At 37.2% G+C, this 24,027-nt stretch carries 25 protein-coding genes and 1 tRNA gene; 13 read left to right on the top strand and 13 right to left on the bottom strand.

What is annotated here, in order from left to right:
* Positions 1-2: 2 nt before the first annotated feature.
* From I215_RS07210 to panC, 4 genes are read right to left on the bottom strand one after another with little or no spacing between them, the layout of a single operon-like run.
* On the bottom strand, positions 3-1,148 hold the full coding sequence (locus I215_RS07210) for an alpha/beta hydrolase (protein ID WP_008991306.1): 1,146 nt from the start codon (positions 1,146-1,148) through the stop codon (positions 3-5).
* Between the two features lie 34 nt (positions 1,149-1,182).
* Positions 1,183-2,148 (bottom strand): lysylphosphatidylglycerol synthase transmembrane domain-containing protein, encoded by a 966-nt coding sequence (locus I215_RS07205; RefSeq protein ID WP_008991305.1) that lies wholly within the window; start codon positions 2,146-2,148, stop codon positions 1,183-1,185.
* Position 2,149: 1 nt separating this feature from the next.
* Positions 2,150-2,500: an aspartate 1-decarboxylase gene (panD, locus tag I215_RS07200; protein WP_008991304.1), complete on the bottom strand. Its 351-nt coding sequence runs from the start codon at positions 2,498-2,500 to the stop codon at positions 2,150-2,152.
* 12 nt (positions 2,501-2,512) lie between these two features.
* Positions 2,513-3,361 carry a pantoate--beta-alanine ligase gene (gene panC / locus I215_RS07195; RefSeq protein WP_008991303.1) on the bottom strand — a complete coding sequence of 283 codons (849 nt, stop codon included), beginning with the start codon at positions 3,359-3,361 and terminating at the stop codon, positions 2,513-2,515.
* Positions 3,362-3,469: 108 nt separating this feature from the next.
* Between panC and I215_RS07190 the strand changes: the two genes are divergently transcribed.
* The 5 genes from I215_RS07190 to I215_RS07170 all read left to right on the top strand — a co-directional run bounded on the left by I215_RS07190 (position 3,470) and on the right by I215_RS07170 (position 12,305).
* Positions 3,470-4,279, top strand: coding sequence for a glycogen/starch synthase (locus I215_RS07190; protein ID WP_008991302.1), 810 nt, complete (start codon positions 3,470-3,472; stop codon positions 4,277-4,279).
* 63 nt (positions 4,280-4,342) lie between these two features.
* Positions 4,343-5,944 carry a DUF4270 domain-containing protein gene (locus tag I215_RS07185; protein WP_237738939.1) on the top strand — a complete coding sequence of 534 codons (1,602 nt, stop codon included), beginning with the start codon at positions 4,343-4,345 and terminating at the stop codon, positions 5,942-5,944.
* 21 nt (positions 5,945-5,965) lie between these two features.
* Positions 5,966-7,813 carry a glutamine--fructose-6-phosphate transaminase (isomerizing) gene (gene glmS / locus I215_RS07180; RefSeq protein ID WP_008991300.1) on the top strand — a complete coding sequence of 616 codons (1,848 nt, stop codon included), beginning with the start codon at positions 5,966-5,968 and terminating at the stop codon, positions 7,811-7,813.
* An 88-nt stretch (positions 7,814-7,901) separates the two neighbouring features.
* The gene (locus I215_RS07175) at positions 7,902-10,652 is read left to right on the top strand and encodes a TonB-dependent receptor (protein ID WP_008991299.1); all 2,751 of its coding nucleotides are present in this window, start codon (positions 7,902-7,904) and stop codon (positions 10,650-10,652) included.
* A gap of 21 nt (positions 10,653-10,673) precedes the next feature.
* A complete protein-coding gene (locus I215_RS07170; protein ID WP_008991298.1) occupies positions 10,674-12,305 on the top strand; it encodes an SGNH/GDSL hydrolase family protein in 1,632 nt (543 codons plus the stop codon).
* Between the two features lie 88 nt (positions 12,306-12,393).
* On the opposite strand, the gene I215_RS07165 is transcribed toward I215_RS07170, so the two are convergent.
* Positions 12,394-12,801 (bottom strand): 3D domain-containing protein, encoded by a 408-nt coding sequence (locus I215_RS07165; RefSeq protein ID WP_008991297.1) that lies wholly within the window; start codon positions 12,799-12,801, stop codon positions 12,394-12,396.
* A gap of 134 nt (positions 12,802-12,935) precedes the next feature.
* Here I215_RS07165 and trxA point away from each other — a divergent pair, with 134 nt between their 5' ends.
* On the top strand, positions 12,936-13,286 hold the full coding sequence (trxA, locus tag I215_RS07160; protein WP_262486274.1) for a thioredoxin: 351 nt from the start codon (positions 12,936-12,938) through the stop codon (positions 13,284-13,286).
* A gap of 186 nt (positions 13,287-13,472) precedes the next feature.
* A complete protein-coding gene (locus I215_RS07155; RefSeq protein WP_008991295.1) occupies positions 13,473-13,862 on the top strand; it encodes an HIT family protein in 390 nt (129 codons plus the stop codon).
* Position 13,863: 1 nt separating this feature from the next.
* On the opposite strand, the gene I215_RS07150 is transcribed toward I215_RS07155, so the two are convergent.
* Positions 13,864-14,211, bottom strand: coding sequence for a hypothetical protein (locus I215_RS07150; protein ID WP_008991294.1), 348 nt, complete (start codon positions 14,209-14,211; stop codon positions 13,864-13,866).
* A gap of 18 nt (positions 14,212-14,229) precedes the next feature.
* Complete coding sequence (locus tag I215_RS07145) at positions 14,230-15,369, bottom strand: sensor histidine kinase (protein WP_008991293.1); 1,140 nt, start codon at positions 15,367-15,369, stop codon at positions 14,230-14,232.
* A gap of 208 nt (positions 15,370-15,577) precedes the next feature.
* Between I215_RS07145 and I215_RS07140 the strand changes: the two genes are divergently transcribed.
* The 3 genes from I215_RS07140 to aat all read left to right on the top strand — a co-directional run bounded on the left by I215_RS07140 (position 15,578) and on the right by aat (position 17,891).
* On the top strand, positions 15,578-16,450 hold the full coding sequence (locus I215_RS07140; protein WP_008991292.1) for a flavin reductase family protein: 873 nt from the start codon (positions 15,578-15,580) through the stop codon (positions 16,448-16,450).
* 109 nt (positions 16,451-16,559) lie between these two features.
* Positions 16,560-16,943, top strand: a complete 384-nt coding sequence (locus I215_RS07135) for a DUF3127 domain-containing protein (RefSeq protein WP_008991291.1) — start codon at positions 16,560-16,562, stop codon at positions 16,941-16,943.
* A 303-nt stretch (positions 16,944-17,246) separates the two neighbouring features.
* Positions 17,247-17,891 (top strand): leucyl/phenylalanyl-tRNA--protein transferase, encoded by a 645-nt coding sequence (gene aat, locus I215_RS07125; protein WP_008991289.1) that lies wholly within the window; start codon positions 17,247-17,249, stop codon positions 17,889-17,891.
* Here aat and I215_RS07120 read toward each other — a convergent pair.
* On the bottom strand, positions 17,860-18,456 hold the full coding sequence (locus tag I215_RS07120) for a DNA-3-methyladenine glycosylase I (RefSeq protein ID WP_008991288.1): 597 nt from the start codon (positions 18,454-18,456) through the stop codon (positions 17,860-17,862). The two genes, aat and I215_RS07120, sit on opposite strands and share 32 nt — an antisense overlap.
* Positions 18,457-18,558: 102 nt before the next feature.
* Between I215_RS07120 and I215_RS07115 the strand changes: the two genes are divergently transcribed.
* The gene (locus I215_RS07115; RefSeq protein ID WP_008991287.1) at positions 18,559-19,170 is read left to right on the top strand and encodes a thioredoxin family protein; all 612 of its coding nucleotides are present in this window, start codon (positions 18,559-18,561) and stop codon (positions 19,168-19,170) included.
* Here I215_RS07115 and I215_RS07110 read toward each other — a convergent pair.
* The 5 genes from I215_RS07110 to I215_RS07090 are packed head-to-tail and all read right to left on the bottom strand — an operon-like array spanning position 19,156 to position 22,611.
* Complete coding sequence (locus tag I215_RS07110; RefSeq protein ID WP_008991286.1) at positions 19,156-19,953, bottom strand: energy transducer TonB; 798 nt, start codon at positions 19,951-19,953, stop codon at positions 19,156-19,158. The two genes, I215_RS07115 and I215_RS07110, sit on opposite strands and share 15 nt — an antisense overlap.
* Before the next feature lie 39 nt (positions 19,954-19,992).
* Positions 19,993-20,682 (bottom strand): tRNA pseudouridine(55) synthase TruB, encoded by a 690-nt coding sequence (truB, locus tag I215_RS07105; protein WP_008991285.1) that lies wholly within the window; start codon positions 20,680-20,682, stop codon positions 19,993-19,995.
* Positions 20,682-21,464 carry an undecaprenyl-diphosphate phosphatase gene (locus I215_RS07100; RefSeq protein ID WP_008991284.1) on the bottom strand — a complete coding sequence of 261 codons (783 nt, stop codon included), beginning with the start codon at positions 21,462-21,464 and terminating at the stop codon, positions 20,682-20,684. Before I215_RS07100 ends, truB begins: the two co-directional genes overlap by 1 nt.
* A 6-nt stretch (positions 21,465-21,470) precedes the next feature.
* Positions 21,471-21,728: a DUF3098 domain-containing protein gene (locus I215_RS07095; RefSeq protein ID WP_008991283.1), complete on the bottom strand. Its 258-nt coding sequence runs from the start codon at positions 21,726-21,728 to the stop codon at positions 21,471-21,473.
* A gap of 4 nt (positions 21,729-21,732) precedes the next feature.
* Entirely contained in the window at positions 21,733-22,611 is an 879-nt protein-coding gene (locus I215_RS07090; protein ID WP_008991282.1) for a cell division protein FtsX, read from the bottom strand.
* A 198-nt stretch (positions 22,612-22,809) separates the two neighbouring features.
* Between I215_RS07090 and I215_RS07085 the strand changes: the two genes are divergently transcribed.
* Together I215_RS07085 and I215_RS07080 are read left to right on the top strand one after the other, a co-directional pair.
* A complete protein-coding gene (locus I215_RS07085) occupies positions 22,810-23,739 on the top strand; it encodes a DUF58 domain-containing protein (RefSeq protein ID WP_008991281.1) in 930 nt (309 codons plus the stop codon).
* A gap of 85 nt (positions 23,740-23,824) precedes the next feature.
* A tRNA-Asp gene (locus I215_RS07080) sits at positions 23,825-23,901 on the top strand.
* Positions 23,902-24,027: the final 126 nt, after the last annotated feature.

The following is a 24,027-nucleotide window of genomic DNA, read 5'->3' as shown; positions in this document are numbered from 1 at the left end:
GATTACCATCCAAAATCAGCCTTTAGCGATTCCATTCGCTCTAAAGCTAGATCTTTGGTGGCAAAATCAATTTCACTCATGCCAAAAGCCTTTTCATAGGTGCGAAGAGCCTTTTTTGGTTCCCCTAATTGCTCCAAATACTCCGCTTCCCAGAAGAACCCAAGCATCGTATTTGGATATTCACTTTTGGCAATTTTGCTCAATTCTTTTATGGACTCTAAGTCTTCTTTTTTCTTGGCCCCAGCATAAATAGCCATCATGTCATTTAGACTAACCTGTTTTTTAAATCCAAATAAGGTTTCAATAGTGGCGTATTTTTCAGTCAAATACTCAATAATAGGGCCATTGTAGGTAAGGATCTCTTGTTTGTATTCTTTCACGCTTATAGGTTTATAAACTTTAAAGAACTGGTCAAAAGCTATCGGAATACCAAAAGAAGCAACAGAATAATGATCAGCATTCTGAAAATTGTTATAGTAGAAATGTAATTGATCGTTGTTATATCCTTTTGTCTGGTTGTGAAACACTTCAATGCGTTGTTGATTTTCAGTTTCGTCTTCATTTGCTGTTGCTAGGTAGTAAAATACCATTTGTTCTAATTCGCTTAAACGTTTAGGAACTTTACTCTCCATTAGTGGGGCAAAGGAAGGTGATAATTCTATATAAGCGTTAAAGAGCGGTGATTTCTTAAATAGGAAATAATTGGTGAAATTGGCTGTGATACCATGGCCTATAATAGCCTTAAAATTAGCTAAATTGTAATTCTTAGCTACCATTGGAATGAGTTCCATGCCGATGAACTCAAAGAACGCATTTCCTTTTTTATCCGGAAAACCGCTGTCTGGATTGTAATAACAATCTTCATATCGGCTTTGTCCCTGATCAATTCCCACAATAATACACTGTGGCATTTTATCCTTATGAGTGTAGAACTTTACATTTCCAACTGTAATGTCAAATAGGTAATCAGCGTCTAAAACGACCACAAGGGGATAGGTCTTCTCTGGGCTGTAATCTTCGGGTACATAAAGTTTTATGTTTCGTTTCTCAGCGAGTTTAATGGACTCTATAGAAGTTGATGTGACTTGAGCAAGGCTAAAGTATGTGCATAGCAATATTAAAATGCTTGCCAGGGCATTCTTTTTCATGATACATAAGATTTGGAATCGGAAAGATAAGAAATTATTTGTTTTTATTAATTATCGGGAGTAAAAGAAATGAGATTGCTCCAAAGAGAACCACCATGATCGTTTGTGAAGACCACATGATCCACCCAAATGCGTCTCCCGTAGTTTTACTTATCCCGTAAATCAAAAGGATGTTGCTAACAGCAATAGGGTATAAACCTATTCCACCATTGGTGGCAGTCATAGCAAAGGCACCTGCAACAAAGGCAGCTAAGATAGCGCTTACTGGAAGATCAGCTGTTTGTGGGATGGAAAATTTCACCACCCAAAACATGGCGATATACAATACCCAAATCGCAATGGTATAGATGATAAATAAACCCTTATTTTTCATCTGAAAAACGCTACTTACACCTTCGATTAAGCCTTGAACTATGTGTTTAATCTTTAATAAAATCCCACTTTTAGCTTTCTTTATAAAGAACAAGAATAGGCTTCCGAAAATCAGCAATCCAACACCCAATGCGATGAGTTTGATGTAATTGATTTGTTTTGCGGCAAAATAATCAAGAATGATCTCAGTCTGTAGAATCCCTGTGATAAGAACAATTAGCAGTAGCATAATTACATCAATTACACGCTCAGCTATAATTGTTCCAAATCCTTTTTGGAATGGGATATTTTCATAGGTGCTGATAGTGGTGGCTCTTAGTAATTCACCAGAGCGTGGAATTCCTAAATTGGCTAAATAGGCTGTAAATATAGCCATAATGTTGTTGATCAGTCGTGGTTGATAGCCTAAAGGTTTTAGTAACAAGTTCCATCGGACTGCTCTACATAGATGACTTAGAAGCCCCAGTATAAGGGATATGATAACCCAGAAGTAGTTGGCCTCTTTGATGGCTTCTACTATGTTTTTTCGATCCTCCGCTGAGGTTATCGAATATGAATAACCGATTAAAAAAACTCCCAGCAATAGTGGGAGTGTATTTTTAAGTATGTTTTTTAATCTGGAATTCACCTTACTTTAAAGAATTATCATTTTCGTTAGGGAAAATAATGGAAGGTTTAAAGTGCTTGGCCTCCTGGAAATCAAGCGTGCCGTAGGCGATAATGATAATGATGTCTCCGCGTTGAACACGTCGTGCAGCAGGCCCATTTAGGGTGATTTCCCCACTGTTTCGATTGCCTTTAATGGCATATGTTTCAAGACGCTCACCGTTGTTCACATTAACGATCTGTACCTTTTCTCCTTCAATGATATTGGAAGCCTCCATCAATGCTTCATCGATGGTGATACTACCAATGTAGTTAAGGTCTGCTCCTGTGACCTTTACTCTGTGTATTTTGGACTTTACTACTTCAATTTGCATGCTACAAAGGTATTAATTTAAAGCAATTGTATCTATAAGTCGTATGTCATTTGCATATACGGCCACAAATAAACGATAATGCTCGCCATTTTTTTTGACTTTAACAGATTTTAGCGTTTTTTGATCCGCTATTTCTACGTATTCTAATTCAAAGTCCTCGTGGTTTACGAATTGATCATTAATCCAATCAAGAGTTTGTTGGATGCTTTGAGTGCTGAATTTTTCTTTTGCCTTTGAAATGGTTTTATAAATAAAAGCAGCTTTATTTCTCAAATCTTTTGGGAGGCGTTCGTTTCTCGAACTCATTGCTAGCCCACTACTCTCTCTAGTAATGGGGCATTCTATGATTTGAACATCTAACTGCTCTTTTTCTGTAAGCTTTTTAATTATCTGAAGTTGTTGGTAGTCTTTTTCACCAAAATAAGCCCTATCTGGGGTTACAGTATTGAAAAGTTTTTTGACTATAGTGCCGACTCCATCAAAGTGGCCAGGTCTAAATTTGCCTTCCATTTGGAATTCCAAGCCGTCAAAATCAAATTTTTCGGAGGTGATATCATCTTGGTACATCTCTTCTGCTGAAGGAGCAAAAATGATGATCTGATCATTGAGTTCTTCTAATAAACCAACATCCTTATCTAATGTTTTGGGATATTTGGCTAAATCTTCAGGATTATTGAATTGCGTCGGGTTGACAAAAATACTGACAACGACAAGGTCATTTTCCTCTAAAGCGCGTGATACTAAAGAGAGGTGTCCCTTGTGTAATGCACCCATAGTAGGGACTAATCCGATGGTTTTGTGATTGTTTTTCTCTGCGCTCAGCTGAGAAATTAATGCTTCTTTTTGTTTAAAAACGCGCATCAGTTTTAAAATTAACAGCCTGCAAAGCTATATAAATTAAACGAATTAGGCATATTTTTTGTATTTTTGCGTGCTTTAACCTTTAGTTGAAAGTAATAAATAGATTATATGACAGACAAAAGAGTATTATTTGTCGCTTCTGAGATGGTTCCTTATTTGCCGGAAAACGAGGTCTCCTCAATGGCTTATGAGAGTCCTAGGATGGTGAATGACAGAGGTGGACAGATACGAATCTTTATGCCCAGATTTGGAAACATTAATGAAAGAAGGCATCAACTACACGAGGTAATTCGTCTATCCGGAATGAACCTTGTTGTCAACGATATGGATATGCCTTTAATTATCAAGGTAGCTTCCATACCAAAGGAGAGAATTCAAGTTTATTTTATCGATAACGAAGAATACTTCAAACGCAAAGCGACCTTTTCAGATGAGGATGGAAATCTATTTCCAGACAATGATGAAAGGGCTATATTCTTTGCAAAGGGTGTAGTAGAGACTGTTAAAAAACTCAACTGGAATCCTGATATTATTCATGTTCACGGTTGGATGGCTTCTTTGTTGCCATTATATCTTAAAAAATACTACGCTGATGAGCCACTTTTCACAGGGAGTAAAATTGTAACATCGGTTTACAACAAAGGTTTTGAGGGTACGTTAGATAATGGAATGCTAGATAAGATTAAATTTGATGGTATTGATCAAAAAGATGTTGCTTCACTAGAAACGCCTAACTACAGTAACTTGTTGAAAGTGGCTGTTGATCATTCGGATGCGGTAGTGGTTGCTTCGGAGGAATTACCTGATGATTTAAAAAAGCATATTGACTCGCTTACTAAACCAGTGCTGCCTCATGTTCCTATTTTTGAATTTGAGGAAGCCTACATAAATTTTTACCAGAGCAAAGTATTAAGTTAATCCAGAGGATTCGAGATGATAAAAAATATTTTAAAAAGCAATGTTTTAGTAACACTACTTGTGATGAGTGGTGTTATTTTTTTTACGGCTTGTGAGCGTGACTACAATACCATTGGAGTTGATATTGTGGATGATGGTTCTACCAATATCAATAAGATCAGTTATGATGTCAAGGCGTATAACAGAAAATTATCAGCTGTAAGAACAGATGGATTGAGTGGTTATCAATTGGCAGATTATAAGCATCCAATTTTTGGAGTTCAAAAAGCCTCTTTTGCCTCTCAGTTATCACTTCCAAGTTCCAACCCGACCTTTGGAGATGTTTCACAGGCAAATGAAGACTCCTCTGCTGATAACCAAGAAAATGAAGTGGTCACTGAGGTATACCTTCACATACCATTTTATAGTACTCTTGTTAGTGATACCATTAGTGATGATTCATCTAAACCTAAAGATTATAGGGTGGATTCCATATTTGGAAATATAAATGCAACTTTTAATTTAAAAGTTAATGAGTATACCAAATATTTAAGAGTACTAGATCCAGAGACAAATTTCCAAGAGGCTAAAGCGTATTATTCTAATGAAGATCCTACTGAATTTATTTCTACGGTGCTCTTTGATGGCGATGTTGAAATTAATCAAGAAGAATTGCTTTACTTTAATAATGAAGATGATCCAAATACACCAGATGAGGATGAATCTGAAGTTCCTTCTGAAAGATTAGCACCTAGGCTTCGTATTGCGCTTAATACACAATTTTTCCAGGAGAAGATAATAAATAATGAAGGCAAAAGTCCATTGTTAAGTGCTAATAATTTCCAGGAATATTTAAGGGGTGTATACGTGAGTATGGAAACCGCCAATAATGATTTGGCGATGCTACTCGATGTTTCTAATGGTTATATAGAGGTTCACTATCAATATGATAATACTGATAGTGAAGGAGAGGCAATTGTTTCTGAAAAATCCGTAAAACTTTCCCTTAGCGCCAATACAGCAAACAAAGTAAACTATTTAAGTAATGATCCATATCCACAACAAATTGCGGATCAGTTCACCAATCAAGACGCCTCGAGATTGTATATTCAAGGTGGCGCAGGGTCTATAGTGGAGGTTGATATATCAAATGGAAGTGGAGATGCGCTTAATGAGCTCCAAGAAGCCAAATCAAAAGGATGGCTAATCAATGAAGCCAACTTGATTTTTTATGTGGATGAAACAGCAATAGGTCAGGGTGGAACAGAGACCCTTCCAAAGAGAATTTACCTATACGATTATCAAAATGAACGACCGTTAATCGACTATACTGTTGATTTAAGCCAGAATACGGGGGTCGATTCTACGAGCTACGCTATCTTCGACGGCAGATTGGATGAGGAGAATAGTGTTGGACCTCGGTATAAATTTAGAATCACAAATTATATCAATAACCTCATTAAAAATGATTCTTTAAATATCAAACTTGGATTAAGCACTACGAACAGTATTTTAAATGCGGCAAGTGTTTCTGCAATATTAGAGTCTGATTCACGTTTAATAAAAGTTCCTCAAGCCAGTATACCTAATTTTCAAGGAACAGTCCTTTATGGAAATAATGTTCCTAATGATGTAAGTGATAAAAAACTTAAATTAGAAATATACTATACTGAACCTGAAAAATAAACCGATTTAAAGAAAAATTTTATGTGTGGAATAGTTGGATATATTGGGGGCAAGCAAGCCTATCCAATAGTGACCAAAGGTCTTGAACGTCTCGAATACAGAGGATATGATAGTGCAGGCATCGTACTTTTTGATGCCGAAGACATTAAACTTTGTAAAACCAAAGGTAAAGTAGCCGATCTGAAATCTAAAGCAGAATTAGAAGGAGTAACTTCTGGAAATATCGGCTTAGGACATACCCGATGGGCTACTCATGGTGTTCCAAATGATGTAAACGCACATCCTCATTACTCAAACTCTGGAAATCTTGTAATTATCCATAACGGAATTATTGAGAATTATGGGGCTATTAAAAAAGCTCTGCAAAAAAGAGGATATCATTTTGAATCTGATACCGATACTGAGGTATTGGTCAATCTAATTGAAGATATTAAACTTAACGAAGGTGTAAAGCTTGGGAAGGCAGTTCAACTCGCCTTAAACCAGGTGATTGGAGCCTATGCTATCGCGGTGTTTGACAAAACCAAACCTGATGAAATTATAGCCGCTAAGTTAGGAAGCCCACTAGCTATTGGAGTTGGAGAGGATGAGTTTTTCATCGCCTCTGATGCGTCTCCATTTATTGAGTTCACCAATAATGCTATTTATTTAGAGGATGAGCAAATGGCTATTATCAGACGTGGTAGGGATGTAAAGGTTCGCCAAATTAGAGATGATAAAGCAGTTGCACCTTATGTTCAGGAATTGCAACTCAATTTAGAACAGATCGAAAAGAATGGCTATGACCATTTTATGTTGAAAGAAATCCACGAACAGCCTGATGCTATTAAAGATACCTATAGAGGTCGTCTACTTCTCAATGATGGAATCATTAAAATGGCTGGAATTGAAGATAATATAGAGCGCTTAACTAGTGCTCAACGAATTATCATCGTTGCCTGTGGAACTTCATGGCATGCTGGTCTTGTGGCTGAATATATTTTTGAAGATTTAATCCGAATTCCAGTTGAGGTAGAATATGCTTCCGAATTTCGATATAGAAACCCAGTGATTACTCCTAATGATGTAGTGATTGCAATTTCGCAATCAGGCGAGACGGCAGATACCCTGGCGGCTATTAAACTTGCAAAAGAAAAGGGAGCTTTCGTATTTGGGGTTTGTAATGTAGTAGGATCATCTATTGCTAGAGAAACCCATGCTGGTGCATATACCCATGCTGGTCCTGAAATTGGGGTAGCTTCCACCAAAGCCTTTACAACGCAGATCACGGTACTTTCTTTGATCGCTCTTAAATTGGCTCAATTTAAAGGAATGCTATCAGCTTCACAACTACGTGAGTACATCGCAGAAATGGAGGCTATTCCTGCAAAAGTAGAGGAGTGCCTAAAGGTAGATGCTCATGTGAAGTACATATCATCAATGTATAAGGATTCACCTAACTTCCTATATTTGGGAAGAGGGTATAATTTCCCTGTTGCTCTAGAGGGTGCTTTAAAACTTAAAGAGATTTCTTATATCCACGCAGAAGGATATCCGGCAGCAGAGATGAAACACGGGCCTATTGCTTTAATCGATGAGCATATGCCAGTGGTAGTTATTGCCACTAAAAGAGGACACTATGAAAAGGTTTTAAGTAACATTCAAGAGATAAAATCTAGAAAAGCTAAGATTATTGCCGTAGTAACTAAAGGAGATACTGAGGTAAGAGAAATGGCTGATCATGTAATTGAGGTTCCAGAAACTTTGGAAGGGTTAACCCCTTTAATTACGACCATACCACTTCAATTGCTCTCCTATCATATTGCAGTAATGCGAGAGTGTAATGTGGATCAACCACGTAATTTAGCAAAATCCGTTACAGTGGAGTAAAAAATATTAATTCCGTAATTTTTAAACTAAATAATTTCGGAATTGAAAAAATATGTATATTGTTCTTATCTAAATCAATCTAAAACTAATGATTATGATAAGAACAATTTTTTTTGTACTAAGTATACTATGTAGTGGTGTATGCTTAGGACAAATTACCATTCAAGGTAAAGTAGTGGACGCCCACAATCAACCTATTCCTAGCGCATCGCTACAGGTGGTTGGACAAACTCAAGGTGTCGCAACAGATTTCGACGGTAATTTTTCACTTCAATTAGAATCTTTGCCAGCGAGCATAAGAGTATCAAGTATTGGGTTTGTTACGCAAACGATTTCGTTGTCTGATTCAGAAACCCTTGCCATTGTACTTGAAGAAGAAACGATGAGTTTGGGTGAGATTGTAATCTCTGCATCAAGGACACCAGAACGTATTTTTGAATCACCAGTGACTGTGGAAAGATTTGGTTTAAAAGAAATCAAAAACACGGCCTCAGTAGATTTTTATGATGGTCTTGAAAACCTAAAAGGGGTTGATATCAATACCAACAGTTTAACCTTTAAATCTATTAACACTAGGGGATTTGCCTCCTTTGCCAATACCAGATTCGTCCAATTGGTAGATGGGATGGATAATTCAGCTCCAGCTTTAAATTTTACCCTAGGAAACTTACTAGGGATGACGGAGATTGACGTTCAAAGTGTTGAGCTTTTACCTGGAGCATCCTCCGCACTCTATGGAGCAAATGCCTTTAATGGGATATTGTTTATGAGAAGTAAAAGTCCGTTCGATTTTCAAGGGATCAGCGCCTATGCCAAATCAGGATTAACCTCTCAAAAAGCAGCAGGCGACAATATATTTTGGGATTTAGGAATTCGAGCTGCTAAAAAGTTCTCAGATAAATTCGCAGCGAAAGTTAATTTCTCCTATTTAGAAGGTACGGATTGGTTTGCGGTGAGTCAGGAAAATGTCTTGATGCCAGGGACTGGGCGTGAGCAAATCGATTACGATGGTTTAAATGTCTACGGTGATGAGGTAAGTACCAATATTCAAGCGGTCGGTCTAGCCTTAGCCGAAGCTGGTATTATTCCTTCGGGAGCAGTCAATTTGCTTCCAAGTGAGAATGTGAGCAGGACAGGGTATTTGGAAAGTGACCTTACCGATTATGAAGCTCAGAGTATCAAATTTGATGGAGCACTTCACTACCGTCCATTTGCCGATGATTTGGAATTTATATATCAAGTTAAAGTCGGTAAAGGGGCTACAATCTATCAAGGTGCTAATCGCTATTCCTTAAAGAACTTCTTTCTTCAACAACATAAAGTTGAGGTGCGCAATGATAATTTTTTCTTACGAGCTTATATGACCGATGAAGATGCTGGGGACTCTTACGATATGCGTTTTACGGGAATTAATATCAATAGGTCTTGGAAAAGTGATCAACAATGGTTCGGTGAGTATGCAGGAGCCTACATTCAAGCTACATTAGCGGGAGCATCAAATGACCAAGCACACCAATTGGCTAGACAGACAGCTGAAACGGGTAGACTGATTCCTGGAACACCAGCCTTTGAAAGAGCATTGAACTCAGTGACCACTAATCCTGACTTAGCAACAGGGTCACAATTTAGAGACGGATCCCAATTGTATCATGCTGAAGGGAACTACAATTTTTCGCATTTGATTGATTTTGCGGATATACAAGTAGGAGGGTCCTACAGGACCTACAGGTTAAACTCATTCGGTACTATTTTTACAGACTACGACGGTCCTATTAGTTATAGTGAATTAGGGTTGTACACTCAAATTCAAAAGAAACTAATGGATGAACGCTTGAAGCTAACTGCTTCACTTCGTTATGATAAATCAGAATTATTTGACGGACAGATGACACCTAGATTTTCGATAGGTTATACAGCAGGAATTAAAAGAAATCACAACTTTCGGGCCTCTGTCCAATCAGCCTTTAGAAACCCGACAACTCAAGACCTATATATTGGTTTGGATGTAGGTAGAGCTATTTTGGTGGGATCATCAAAGGACAATCTAGATCGTTATGTTAGAGATTTTCCTGTAAATAATCCAGCTGCAAATGGAGGGAATGCTACTGCTACCATTAGCGCTAGAGCAGCCTATGAGAATTCCTTTTCTGTCGCCTCGGTAGAACAAGGAGCACCAGTTTCCTCAGGTGTGGAGCTAGTAGAACCAGAAAAAGCGATGGCTTATGAAGTTGGGTATCGCGGGCATTTTGGAAAAGTGACCGTTGATTTGAACGCTTACTTTACAGACTATAATGATTTTATTGCTTCACAGAATGTAATAGCACCTTTGTATGGGGAGGTAGGTGATAACTCACTTTCACTTCTTGCATTACAAAGTGGAGATTATAAGGTTTTTCAGGCCTATACCAATGCCGATTCACAGGTGCAATCTTACGGTGCTTCTATTGCCGTGGCAAGTAAAGTGTTAAATGGATTTGATATTAGTGCCAATTATACCTTTGCCGATTTTGAGCAAGATGATCCCGAGTTTAGAGCTAGTTTTAATACACCTAAGCACAAGTTTAAAGCCTCTTTCGGGCATACAGAGCTGGTTAAAAATTTTGGTTTTAACGTTAGTTACAGATGGAGTGATTCATATTTCTGGCAATCTAGTTTTGGTGATGGAAACATCCCATCGATCTCAGTATTGGATGCGCAGTTGAATTATACTGTGCCTAAAATTAAATCCATTTTTAAAGTTGGTGCAGCCAACTTATCTGGGGAAGAGTACTATACTGCTTACGGTACTGGACATGTTGGTACACAGCTTTATGTTTCATGGACAATAAATAACTTTTAAGCTAAAGTAAAAACGAAGATTATGAAAATCAATACAATAAGATATATACCCTATGTAAGCTTACTAGTTATGATATCTCTGGTAAGCTATAGCTGTAGTTCAGATGATGATACAGCATCTACTCAAGAACCAGAGATCGTTTATTCTGCTGGTGAGGCTGACTTTTCAACTTATGTTTCACTAGGAAATTCACTGACCTCTGGATATACAGATGGAGCTTTGTTTGTTGCTGGTCAACAAAATTCACTTCCGAATATTCTGGCTTCCCAATTTTCTGAAGTTGGTGGGGGAGAGTTTACCCAACCGTTAATGGCAGATAATTTAGGAGGTGTTGTAATGGCAGGAACAACGATTCAAGAACCAAGACTGTACTTTGATGGAGCAGGCCCAGTACGCCTACCAGTTTCACCGACCACGGATGTTTCTACTACCTTAACGGGAACCTATAATAATATGGGTGTACCTGGCGCTTTAAGTTATCATTTGTTGGCTCCGGGTTATGGAAATATCGCGGGCTTACAAACTGGACAAGCTAACCCGTATTTTGTCCGCTTTGCTTCAAACCCATCGACAAGTATACTTGCGGATGCATTAGCACAACAACCGACATTTTTTTCTCTTTGGATAGGGAATAATGATGTTTTAGGTTATGCCACCTCTGGAGGTACAGGCATTGATCAAGCGGGAAATATGGATCCTACAACTTACGCTTCTAATGATATTACCGATCCAATGGTTTTTGCTAATGTATATACGACTCTTGTCGAGCAATTAAGTAGCAACAACACCAAAGGTGTAGTAGCTAATATTCCTGATATTACCGCAGTTCCTTTCTTTACTACTGTGCCGTATAATCCATTAAATCCAGAGAATCCTGATTTTGGAGCTCAAATACCAATGTTGAATTCTATTTTTGGGGCCTTGAATCAGATTTATGTGGCTATGCAAATGCCAGAGCGAACCATTGTGTTTTCAGAGCAAGAGCCCAATGCAGTGGTAATTAAAGACGAATATTTAACGGATATTTCTCTTCAGATTGAAGGCGCGTTAAATGCAAACCCTGGTTTTCCAACTTTTTTAGCACAATTTGGGCTGCCTGCTCAAGCTGCTCCTATGGTTGCTAAATTGCTAGGTAGCATGTATGGTCAATCTAGACAAGCCACAGAGCAGGATTTGTTTGTCCTTCCAAGTAGTAGTACTATAGGGACATTAAATGTGGATGCGATGCAGGGTTTAATGGGAATGGGGCTTAGTGAACAGCTTGCTGGACAATTTTCCGTAGAAGGGATTACCCTTCCCATGGAAGATAAATGGGTTTTGGTTCCACAGGAACAAACAGCTGTTAAAAATGCAACTCAAGCCTTTAATGCGACTATCGCATCGGTGGCCGAGTCTAAAGGATTAGCCTTTGTAGATGCCAATGCTATTTTAAAAGCTGTGGCAGAAACTGGTGTGGCTTTTGATTCCTTTACACTTAAAGGAGATTTGGTTTTCGGTGGAGCTTTCTCTCTAGATGGGATTCACCCGACAGCAAGAGGATATGCCTATGTGGCTAATGCTTTTTTAGATGCAATAGAAAAAGCATATAACGCAAGTCTACCTCGTGTTCAGGCGGCGGATTATAATACGCTTTATCCAGCTCAGTTACCTTAAAGTATTGAAAAGGTTGAACAGGGATAAAATATAAAAATAAACACGCAATTTTAAAAAAATAAAACTGGTACGTTTATAAGTTCCAGTTTTATTTTTTTAAAATGCCATACTCAACATTTAGGGTTCGGACTCCAAATTCTCTAGCTTTTTGAATATCGTCTCCCATATATAAGTCTATTTTATTTTTATGGCGAGCATGCATTTTGTCCTTAACTAAATAATATCCGGGATATCCTTCTATTTTAAAAGGTGTATGTCTTGTAATCCCAAGTTTAATTAGATCTCTTGAAATAGCAATGGCAAGCATACCAGGTTCAAGTTTATCTCCCCACGCCCCTATAGACGGATTGCCAATAGTCTGTGCCTTGGTAGAGTTATATGCGGAGGCCTTCACCTTTCGTTCTACCCAAACATAGTTATCTGGGTTAATTTTTTGTTGAGCGTGGGCCTGGTAAAGACTAAGAAAAGCGCAAAACCCTATTACAATATATTTCATACATTGGTTTTTTTAACTATCATTAAAACGCTCATCAACTCGTAAAAGTATAAATGAATCAAATGTATACATAGCCAAAACAAATAATCCAATTGTAAGGATGCCAGAAATAATTGACTAAATTTGCAGAACACATAAAAGAAAGTGAAACTCTAAAATATTTTAAAATGGCTTTAGAAATAACAGATGCTACTTTTGATGAAGTAGTTTTAAAAAGTGACAAACCAGTTTTAGTTGACTTTTGGGCTGCTTGGTGTGGACCATGTAGAATGGTTGGACCAATCATTGACCAAATTAGCGAGGAGTATGATGGAAAGGCAATCGTTGGTAAATTGGACGTAGATGCAAATCAAGAATTTGCAGCCAAGTACGGAGTGAGAAACATCCCAACAGTTTTGGTTTTCCAGAATGGAGAGCTTGTAGGACGTCAGGTAGGTGTATCACCTAAAAATGCCTACACCGACGCTATCGACTCACTTTTATAGTAGAGACTAGCTATTAGAAGATATATACCAAAGAAGGTAAAAAAATTATAAAAATACCATTCAAAATATGTTTTTGGGTGGTATTTTTATGTCATGAAGTCTGAAATCAGTGGATTTAGTTTAAAAAAAGGTTTGAACTATTGCCAAAGCTTTTCTACTTTAGTATTTCAATAAACCATTACACTTATGGCATCCATATTTACTAAAATTATCCAAGGGGAAATTCCATGTTACAAAATTGCTGAAGATGATCAGTTCTTTGCTTTTTTGGATATCAATCCAAATACAGCTGGTCACACCTTATGCGTACCAAAGAAGGAGGTCGACAAAATATTCGATTTGGATGAGCAGACATATATGGATCTTATGGCCTTCTCTAGAAGAGTAGCAATTGGCATAAAGAAGGTTGTTGATTGTAAGCGTATAGGGATGTCTGTAGTTGGTTTAGAGGTGCCTCATACCCACGTGCATCTTATTCCTTTAAATGCTATGAATGATGTAACCTTTCAAACTAAGGTTAAACTTACAGAAGAAGAATTTCAAGATATTGCCAGTAAGATTCGAGCTGCGCTATAGGTTATATCACATTATTTACAATTACATATACTGCAATTCCCACCACCGCTATAGCCAACAGGGTAATGACTGCTAAACGGGTTAGCTTAAAATAGCGAGTTGGAGATTCAATAGACTTAAGGTAAAATTCTCGAACTCTCTCAATATCATCAGTCCATCGTACTGGATAAATATCTGTATTACAATTTTGGCATTTTATACTATCGGTGATCTCACCAGTGGCTTTTTTATACCAAGGGCTTTCAACATGTTTTTGATAAAAAGTCAACATTAAGCCTTCGTTTGAAAAACATTCAGGACAATTGTTAGTCAGTGTGGTTTGTTTGATCTCTTTTTGTCTAATTTTCACGATGTATAAATTTACCTGTTATGGTGTTGTCTTTAACACAATTTGCATTTTAGTCCCCTTACCTACAGTAGAGGCAAAAACTCTAACTCTACCATTGTGATAGTCTTCAATTATTCTTTTTACCAAGGATAAACCAAGTCCCCACCCTCTTTTCTTTGTCGTATACCCTGGCTCAAATATTTGATGGAAATCATTTTTCTGAATTCCTTTTCCAATATCAATAACGTTAATTTTGACAAATTTCTTATCCAATACTACCTCTATTGTAAGCCTGCCCTTTCCCTTCATTGCGTCAATAGCATTCTTAATAAGGTTTTCTATAGTCCAGCTATAGAGCTGTCGATTAATGTCACAATATATAGGAATTTCGGGGGATTTAAAATCAAATTCCACAAGTTTTGAACTTCTTAGTTCTAAATACTGAAATGTTTTGTAGGTTTCAGCAACGACATCTGATTTCTCTAATGCCGGTACTGACCCTATTTTAGAAAAACGTTCTGTAATTACCAATAGACGGTCGATGTCCTTTTCAATTTCTGCGGTAATCTCTGGGTTTACATTTTCAGCCTTTAAAAGCTCACTCCAACCCAAGAGTGAGGAAAGTGGTGTTCCAATTTGGTGTGCTGTTTCCTTGGCCATTCCTGCCCATAGCTTATTTTGATCTGCTACTTTGAAGGTTCTATAAAAGAAATAGACCACTGCAGCAAAGAGAAATATCACCAATAGAAGAGCCATAGGATAGTATTTCAGATTGTTTAGCACATCTGAATTACCGTAATATAACGTGCCATATTTGGTGTTTCTAAAGGTGACATCTATTGGAGGGTTTTCCGTGGTGAACTGTTGTATCTTTCGCTGAATATACACACTGTCATCAACCCTGTTTTCCGGGAGGTTGTTGGAGGTAACCTCTCCTTCATTTCCAACGTATATAATTGGGGTACTGGTATTGTTTTTCATCACCGCTAAGGTGACATTACCCATATCCCGATCCAAATCTGTAGTTTGAATAAACTCACCCAGCGCCTCGGCCCAAATGGTCATTTTGGCCCTCTCCTCCTCCTTAAAACGCTGAAAAAACACATAGGTATTCCATAATACTGAGGTCACTATGGCAATAGAAGATATGATGAGTATCCAACGGGTGGTTTTTTTCAATAGTTAAAATTTAAATTCGACTGTATCACTAAAGATAAAGCAAAAGATGTAAATTTATTGCATTCGAGGAAACTTTCGAAGCATTTTTAATTGCAAGCAAAATTCGAAACCCCCTAAATTCAGTGCTGTTTTTCAAGCACGGGGCTAAGTTAGTTTGTATTATTTAAGGCCATAGTTATTTTACATTATTTTTGTTTAAAACTCGTATATGTTGACCATTGATCCAAAAGAAATATCCACTGCTAAATTACATTCCTATTTATTAAATGCTATCGCTCCAAGACCCATAGCATTTGCCAGTACTATTGATAATAAAGGAAAAGTGAATTTATCGCCTTTTAGCTTTTTCAATGTATACAGTTCCAACCCTCCGATTATGATATTTTCAGTAAATAGGAGGGTAAGGGATAATACCACCAAGCACACTTTGGAAAATATATTACAAACCAACCAAGTGGTCATTAATATTGTTGATCATACCATAGTTCATCAAGCTTCATTGAGTAGTACAGAGTACCCAAAAGGAGTTAATGAGTTTATAAAGTCAGGTTTGACAATGCGTAAGTCAGAAGTTGTCAAACCATATAGGGTAGCAGAATCTCCTGTGCAGTTTGAGTGTAAAGTAAATGAGGTTATTGCCTTAGGAGATCAAGGAGGAGCTGGGAATTTAATTATTGCAGAGGTTCTGAAAATCCACATTCGCCCCGAGGTTTTGGATGAAAACAATGCGATCGATCCGCTAAAAATTGATTTGGTGGCACGTATGGGAGGTGATTGGTATACCCGCGCTAGAGAAGGAATGTTTGAGGTGCCTAAACCGCTAAGATCAAAAGGCATTGGTGTGGATCAGATTCCTGAGTTTATAAGAAATAGTAACACATTAACAGGGAACGACCTTGGGAGGCTCGCCAATGTAGAGCGATTACCTTTAAAGCAGGAAGTGGAAGATTATATCTCAGAAAACATGAAGGTTCGAGAGCTCTTAAGTGGTGATGATCGAAGTCAAGTTCACCAAAGAGCAAAAGAATTAATTGAACAAAATAAAGTAGTAGAAGCCTGGAAACTATTACTGGCAAAGTAATTAATTTTTTTACCTTTGAAAACGAATTGTCAGAATGTCAATATTAATGTAAATTCATCTGATTTTTTGTGGAAATTAGTGGATTTGCAATATAAATTAAAGTTAGGATATGGAATTACAAGGAAGAATTAAGTTGATTGATGAGACTAAAACCTTCGGAAATAACGGTTTTAGAAAAAGAGAGGTGGTCGTTACCACAGAAGAGCAATACCCACAACACATCATGGTTGAGTTTGTACAAGATAAATGTGATTTGCTTAATGCTTATCAGCCAGGGCAACAGGTTAAAATAAGTATCAACCTAAGAGGAAGAGAATGGACAAATCCACAAGGTGAGACTAAATATTTTAATTCTATTCAAGGATGGAGAATTGAGAATCTTGAAGCAGCACAAGGGGCTTCACCTGTGAATCATCCTCCTGTATCTCCACAAGATGCCTTTGAGCCAGCAAATGATTTCAAAGAAGATGAGCATGACGATCTGCCGTTTTAATAGGGGGGATTCAACCAAAAAATAGATTGTCGTAAGGATTGACTATAGTTAATTCTTAGGTGATCAACATCTAAAATAAGAAGAAAGCCTCGATATTATTACAATATCGAGGCTTAATTTTGTGGTTTTAGGTTTGCCAATGCTGTAAATTCAAAAAAGCAATGATGAAAAAATTTGTTTGCAAAGGCACTTCCAAAGTAGGGATAAAAAATGGATAATACCAATAAAATTTTCATTTTTAATGTTATTTTACTAAAATATTTAACAATACCTTGATACATTATGGTTTTTCTTACAGAAAACATGAGATTTCCTCCGGTTGATAGTGCAACAGAGGAAGGTGTAGTAGCTGTTGGTGGAGACTTATCAACCAAACGGTTGATAGAGGCTTATTCAGAGGGAATTTTTCCTTGGTTTGATCATGGTTCTTTAATCATGTGGTGGAGTCCTGATCCTAGAATGGTGTTGCCTCCATCAGAGGTGAAGGTGTCAAAAAGTATGCGCAATATCTTTAACAGACAAGTTTTTAAGGTGACCTACAATAAGGCATTTGACCAAGTGATTAGACATTGTGCTTCCATCTCTCGTAAAGGACAGGATGATACTTGGATCACTCAAGAGATGATTCAAGCCTATAATGCGCTTTATCAAAAAGGTATTGCTAAATCTGTTGAGGTTTGGTACAACTCTGAGCTTGTTGGTGGACTCTATGGTATAGACTTAGGCCATGTGTTTTGTGGAGAAAGCATGTTTTCACTAATGAGTAATGCTTCCAAAATAGCACTGATTAGTCTTTCCAATACCTTAGAGGCGAAAAAATATCATCTTATCGATTGCCAGATGTATACTGATCATTTAGCTTCCATGGGAGCAAGAGAAATCCCGAGAAAAGACTTTATAAAAATTCTAAAAAGTACTAAGTCAGACTTTGAATCTCCTTATATCTAAAACAGTCAATTTGATGGTCATTCACCATCCCTGTAGCCTGCATATGAGCATAAATTACCGTAGAACCTACGAATTTAAACCCTCTTTTTTTTAAGTCCTTACTCAAGGCGTCCGATATGCTAGTTGTAGCTGGAGCTTCTTTGTAATGTTTTACTTGATTTTGGATTGGTTTTCCATCCACAAAATTCCAAATATAGGCGCTAAAACTTCCAAATTCCTCTTGGATGGCCATGAACTGTATGGCATTTGTGATGGTCGCCTTTATTTTCAATTTATTTCTTATAATACCAGGATTTTGTAACAGCAATTCATACTTTTGCTCACCATAATTAGCGATTTTTTTATAGTCAAATTGATCGAAGGCTTCTCGGAAGTTTTCGCGTTTTCTCAAGATAGTAATCCAGCTCAAGCCGGCCTGAAAAGTTTCGAGAACTAAAAACTCAAACAGCGTTTGATCATCATACACCGGAACACCCCATTGTTGATCGTGATAAGCTTCATATAGTGGGTCTCCTTCGCACCAGCCGCATCTTATTTTCTTTGCTTTTACGGTTGAATTATCCATGATTTTTTATTGATTTAATTTGAGTATATAAATTGCTTTTTTACTGTAAGGTTCCTAAGAAAAAGGGTCTAATGTATCAAAGATAATTGAAGAATTAATAGCATGGAAGTAATCGTTGATAATCTTATTGAGAAAGCCCTTGAAAGTGCGGTTTCATACAAGGAGTATAGAGCGGATTTGGACAGCTTAGTTGAGTCAGTAAAATCCGGAAACCCAGATCAAAATGATGAGTATCTGGAATATCGTTTGTTGAATCAACAGCGCATGAAAAGATTGGATAAGAGTTTTAAACTTAGTGAATCAGTTCTTGCCAAATTAAAAGAAGTTGAGAGCCCGGTTATTTGGTTAGTTTTAATTGAAAACTGGTGTGGGGATGGAGCTCAAAGCTTACCTGTGCTTAACAGGATGGCTGAAGCCTCACCAAATATTTCATTGAAAATAGTGCTCAGAGATCAGCATCTTCCACTTATGGATCAATTCTTAACCGATGGAGGGCGTTCTATTCCTAAGCTGATTATGTTGGACGAAATTACAGGAAATATACAAGATACTTGGGGGCCACGACCTACCAAAGCTACCGCTATGTTTAATGCACAAAAATTAAAATTTGGAAAAATAACTCCTGAGTTTAGAACAGAACTTCAAAGGTGGTATACCAAAGATAAAGGGCTTAATGTGGTTAGTGATATTCTAAAAATATTAGCCTTGGAATAAGTAGGTGATACTTCCTACTTGTTCTTCTGAGCCAGGTTTGGGATCAAACCTTGATTGAAGAGCGTATTTAATAGCGTTTTCAACTAGGCATCCATTCTTGGTATTAGAGCTAGATTGGTTATAAGTCGCATCGATCACTCTTCCGCTGGAATTAACCTTGACGTTTATAACCACCTTTCCAAAGCTCTCACAGGTATAGACCGGATTAGCCAAATAACTATGCATGCGATCTACCATAGAATAGGTGATGGTCGTACGTCTTTTTACATTTATTTTAGGCGCTTCACCTCTTCTTTTAATGGCCTCTAGTCGTTCGCGCTGTTCTTTAAGTTTTTCAGCATACTCACTTGCAAAGCCTCCTTGGTTTGAGAGCTCCCCAATTTCAGAATTATTGTAGTCTGGATCCTGGCTAGCGGCCTGCTGGGCTTGTTGTTCAAGTTCCTCAAGGGTTTTGAAGTTGTCCAGTTCATCGGCATAATCACTTTTCATCGCCTGATTATAAGCCTTGTGTGTTTCTAGCTCTGTCATGGAAAGCTCCTCTGTTGGGATAACTTCTAAAAACTCTTCATCAAAACTTAGCTCGTATAAAAACTCCTCTTCTTGTTTAGCGGCCATTTGGATGTTGAGTAGGGTTAGTAAGAATAAACCCATTAAACAACAAGTAATAATTAAGGATAGTTGTCTGTTGCTTAGCTGATCAAGCTTATCCAAAATATTGGAGGCTGCGTCCTTTATTTTAACGGATGCTTCTTTTAGCTTTATGAGAATTGATTCTAGATTCATGGCAATGACTTGGCTAGCTAAAGATAAAAATAAAATTTATTATGACTCTAGCAAGCTGTTAAATGTGTTCGGGTCTATTGCATTATCTACGTTAAAATCACCTATTTTGGTTCTCCGAAGTACAGAAAGATAGCCGCCTGAATTCAATGATTTGCCAAAATCGTAGGCTAGAGAACGGATGTAAGTACCTTTGCTACAAGTAACTTTGAAGTACACCTTTGGAAATTCTATTTTGGTAATTTCAAAACTACTTATTTCAACAGTCCGAGGTTGAATATCCACAGACTTACCTTCTCTAGCGAATTCGTATAAACGTTTTCCATCTTTTTTTAAAGCTGAGAATACTGGGGGGTATTGTTGAATCTTACCTATGAAGCTATGTGTCGCATCTTGAATCATTTCCTCTGAGATATGATCAATATCAAAGGTTTGGTCTATTTCAGTTTCCATGTCATAGGAAGGTGTTGTGGCGCCTAATGTAACGCAACCAGTATATTCTTTAACCTGTCCTTGAAGTTCTGCAATTTTTTTGGTAGACTTGCCTGTGCAGATCAATAATAGTCCTGTAGCAAGAGGATCCAGAGTTCCGGCATGTCCTACTTTTATTTTCTTTAATTTATAGGCCTTTTTTATATCCCATTTTATTTTGTTAACCGCTTGAAAGGACGACCAACCCAATGGTTTGTCAATCAGTAATGTCTGTCCTGTTTGTAGTTCTTCTAAGGTCATTATATGCTCAATGGACTAATGAAATAGTGTATTACTAATAATAGGATACCTACAAAAATGCGGTAGTAACCAAAAATTTTGAAGCCGTGTTTACTCAGATATCCAATAAAGGTTTTAATAGCAAAAAGTGCTACTATAAAACCGACAATATTACCTATGATAAGGAGTTCGATCTGTTCTGAATTTAAGGTCAGTCCGTCATTGAAATAATCAAAGCCTTTTTTAGCAGTTGCCCCAAGCATTGTCGGTACAGCTAAAAAAAATGAGAATTCAGCAGCAGCTGTTCTGGAAAGCTTTTGGGACATTCCTCCGATAATTGATGCTGCACTTCGAGAAACCCCTGGTATCATGGCTAGACATTGAAATAGTCCGATCTTAAATGCGGTTTTATAGGAGATCTCAGTTCCTTGTTCGTCACCAAACCAGTCATCTACTTTAATTAAAACAATACCACCAATAAGAAGAGATATTGCAACCACTAGAGGGCTCTCAAGAAGGGTGTCTATTAGGTCACTGAATAAAAGGCCTAAAACAACCGCTGGGATAAAACCTGCTAATAGTTTTAAATAGAAGTCTACTGATTGAAAAAATCGCTTAAAATATAACACTACCACCGATAGGATGGTTCCTAGTTGTATGACGATTGTAAATAGTTTTGTGAATTCATCATCCGCTATTCCAAAAAAGGACGATGTGATAATCATATGCCCAGTTGAAGAGACAGGTAAATACTCTGTTAATCCTTCAATAATGGCAAGAATAATTGCTTGTAAAGTATCCAATACGGTTTATTTTTTCTTTGTAGGGTTCAACATTATGGCGTAAACCTCAATTCCAAATCCAAGGAGAACCAAAGTAGGAGCCAAACGAATCCTTCTAAAGTTGAAAATGTCGGGATTGAACACATTAGGATCATCACTTCCACCTCCGCTCATTAGAATAAATCCAAGTACTATGAACGCTAAGCCAATAAACATTATTATATAATTCTTCTTCTGAAAAATAAACTCTTTTTGATCTGTATTTTGTAATTGTTTTTTTGCCATGTTGTTAGTAATATAAATCGTCTGTTCTTAGATTTAAAAATCGTTGGGTTGCAATATACGTACTTATCCACGTAATGATCACTCCGATGATAAATATTCCAACGAAAAGAGAGACAATTATGATGGGATCGGAGAGTAATTGTAATTGTGGCATGATGGAATTGATGTAGAATAGTAAACCTGCCATAGCTGCCATGGCTACTAGTGCTCCTACCATTCCGAGTTTTATGCTATTCCAAATGAAGGGGCGGCGGATAAATCTTTTGGTTGCTCCCACCATTTGCATGGTTTTAATGATGAACCGTTTGGAGTATACGGATAAACGAATAGAGCTGTTTATAAGTAAAACTGCGATAAGGGTAAAGACTCCTGAGGCAATAAGAATCCAAAAACTTAAGCGCTTTACATTTTCATTTAACATTCCAATCAGAGGCTTGTCATAAGCCACATCTGAGACGTAAACTTTGGAACCGATATCTTCCGCAATTTTCGCGATACTATCAGTGGCAACATAAGCCGCATTTAAGTGTACATCAATAGAATTTTGCAAAGGATTGTATCCTAGAAATTCTAAAAAATTCTCACCAATTTCTTTACTGTGAGCCTCGGCTGCTTCGTCTTTGGAGACAAAGGTGGCTGACTTAGTATATTCTGCCATAGCCAAGCTCTTTTGAAGTTGATTTATTTCGACTTCCTTTGCATTGTCTTTTAAAAAGACTGTTATTGCAACTTGTTCTTTAAAATGGTTGGCTAATTTGTTGGTATTGATCACCAAAAGTCCCAAACATCCAAGAAGAAACAGTACTAGTGCAATACTCAGTACTACTGAAAAATAAGAAGAAATAAGTTTGCGTTTCTGATAGCGCTCAAAAGATTTGCTCATACCCGAATTAATTGGATGTGTAAAAGTAATAAAGTAAATTTAATCTTGCTTAAGGATACGCATTAATCTTTAAACGTTTAAATGCTAAAAAAGTATGTAAAGTTATTCTACTTCAAGCCTATGAAGAAATAAGAAAATTTGTTGGGCGTGGAATCAACAAGAAAACATTTTAGCAGCAACGGAACTAAATTACTAAAAGTGAGTTTACAAGAGGAATTAAATAAAATAGAATTAGTTAAAAATCTGGGATTCATTGCCAATCAGGTGGTGGAGGGGTTTATAAGTGGTAAGCACAAAAGCCCTTTTCATGGGTTTTCCTCTGAATTTGCAGAACACAAAATTTATAACCAAGGAGAAAGTACAAGGCATATTGATTGGAAGCGTTATGCTAAAACTGATAAGCTCTATACTAAAAAATATGATGAAGAAACCAATTTGCGATGTCATATCATTATCGATAATTCATCATCGATGCACTATCCTACTTTAAAAAATCAATCTGCAACTAATTATAACAAAATTGGATTTTCTGTGTTGGCTGCGGCATCATTGATGAATCTACTCAAAAGACAACGTGATGCAGTTGGACTTAGTGTTTATTCTGATCGTTATGAATTTTATGCCCCAGAGAAAGGCAGTGAAAGGCATTTTCGAATATTGATACAGGCAATGGAACAATTGCTAGAACAGCCAACTGTTAGACGGCAAACGAATTCGTATACTTATCTTCACCAGATTGCGGAAAAGATTCAAAGGAGAAGTTTTATTGCTTATTTTACGGATATGTTTCAGACTCAAACGGACTCAGAACAACTTTTTAAAGCCCTACAACATCTGAAATACAATAAACATCAGGTGGTTTTGTTTCATGTAATGGACAAAGAAAAGGAATTTGATTTCCAATTTGAAAACCGTGCCAAAAGATTTGTGGATTTAGAGACCAATCAAGAGATTGATTTGTTTCCAGAACAAATACAACAGAATTACAAAAAGGCGATGGAGCAATACCAAGAAATGCTCAAATTACGATGTGCTCAATATGGCATAAAGTATGTCGAAGTGGATATTGCAAAAAATATTCATAAAATTCTTCAAGCATATCTAATTGAACAGCAGAAGTTTATTTAGGGACATAAAAATAAATTTTATTTTTTGCTAAAAAAGGTTTGCGCAATTAAAAAAGGGGTGTATATTTGCATCCGCATTAAGTAAAGGTCTGGTAGTTCAGCTGGTTAGAATACATGCCTGTCACGCATGGGGTCGCGGGTTCGAATCCCGTCCAGACCGCCAGAAAAAAGGAAAAGCTTCAATGAAAATTGAAGCTTTTTTTTACCCTTATATTTGGATATTTATTATGTATTCTGGATCAATCTCAAAAGGGATCAATCACAAAAGTTGTGTTTCCGACCAAATAAT

Source organism: Galbibacter marinus (genome assembly GCF_000300875.1).
Lineage (GTDB): Bacteria > Bacteroidota > Bacteroidia > Flavobacteriales > Flavobacteriaceae > Galbibacter > Galbibacter marinus.
This window is presented reverse-complemented; position numbering and strand designations above follow the sequence as displayed.

Bases quoted from the DNA above. Each gene is read 5' to 3' on its own strand.
- I215_RS07210 (WP_008991306.1), bottom strand. From the start codon at position 1,148: ATGAAAAAGAATGCCCTGGCAAGCATTTTAATATTGCTATGCACATAC.
- panD (WP_008991304.1), bottom strand. From the start codon at position 2,500: ATGCAAATTGAAGTAGTAAAGTCCAAAATACACAGAGTAAAGGTCACA.
- panC (WP_008991303.1), bottom strand. From the start codon at position 3,361: ATGCGCGTTTTTAAACAAAAAGAAGCATTAATTTCTCAGCTGAGCGCA.
- I215_RS07190 (WP_008991302.1), top strand. From the start codon at position 3,470: ATGACAGACAAAAGAGTATTATTTGTCGCTTCTGAGATGGTTCCTTAT.
- I215_RS07185 (WP_237738939.1), top strand. From the start codon at position 4,343: ATGAGTGGTGTTATTTTTTTTACGGCTTGTGAGCGTGACTACAATACC.
- glmS (WP_008991300.1), top strand. From the start codon at position 5,966: ATGTGTGGAATAGTTGGATATATTGGGGGCAAGCAAGCCTATCCAATA.
- I215_RS07175 (WP_008991299.1), top strand. From the start codon at position 7,902: ATGATTATGATAAGAACAATTTTTTTTGTACTAAGTATACTATGTAGT.
- I215_RS07170 (WP_008991298.1), top strand. From the start codon at position 10,674: ATGAAAATCAATACAATAAGATATATACCCTATGTAAGCTTACTAGTT.
- I215_RS07165 (WP_008991297.1), bottom strand. From the start codon at position 12,801: ATGAAATATATTGTAATAGGGTTTTGCGCTTTTCTTAGTCTTTACCAG.
- I215_RS07155 (WP_008991295.1), top strand. From the start codon at position 13,473: ATGGCATCCATATTTACTAAAATTATCCAAGGGGAAATTCCATGTTAC.
- I215_RS07140 (WP_008991292.1), top strand. From the start codon at position 15,578: ATGTTGACCATTGATCCAAAAGAAATATCCACTGCTAAATTACATTCC.
- I215_RS07135 (WP_008991291.1), top strand. From the start codon at position 16,560: ATGGAATTACAAGGAAGAATTAAGTTGATTGATGAGACTAAAACCTTC.
- aat (WP_008991289.1), top strand. From the start codon at position 17,247: ATGAGATTTCCTCCGGTTGATAGTGCAACAGAGGAAGGTGTAGTAGCT.
- I215_RS07120 (WP_008991288.1), bottom strand. From the start codon at position 18,456: ATGGATAATTCAACCGTAAAAGCAAAGAAAATAAGATGCGGCTGGTGC.
- I215_RS07115 (WP_008991287.1), top strand. From the start codon at position 18,559: ATGGAAGTAATCGTTGATAATCTTATTGAGAAAGCCCTTGAAAGTGCG.
- I215_RS07110 (WP_008991286.1), bottom strand. From the start codon at position 19,953: ATGAATCTAGAATCAATTCTCATAAAGCTAAAAGAAGCATCCGTTAAA.
- truB (WP_008991285.1), bottom strand. From the start codon at position 20,682: ATGACCTTAGAAGAACTACAAACAGGACAGACATTACTGATTGACAAA.
- I215_RS07095 (WP_008991283.1), bottom strand. From the start codon at position 21,728: ATGGCAAAAAAACAATTACAAAATACAGATCAAAAAGAGTTTATTTTT.
- I215_RS07090 (WP_008991282.1), bottom strand. From the start codon at position 22,611: ATGAGCAAATCTTTTGAGCGCTATCAGAAACGCAAACTTATTTCTTCT.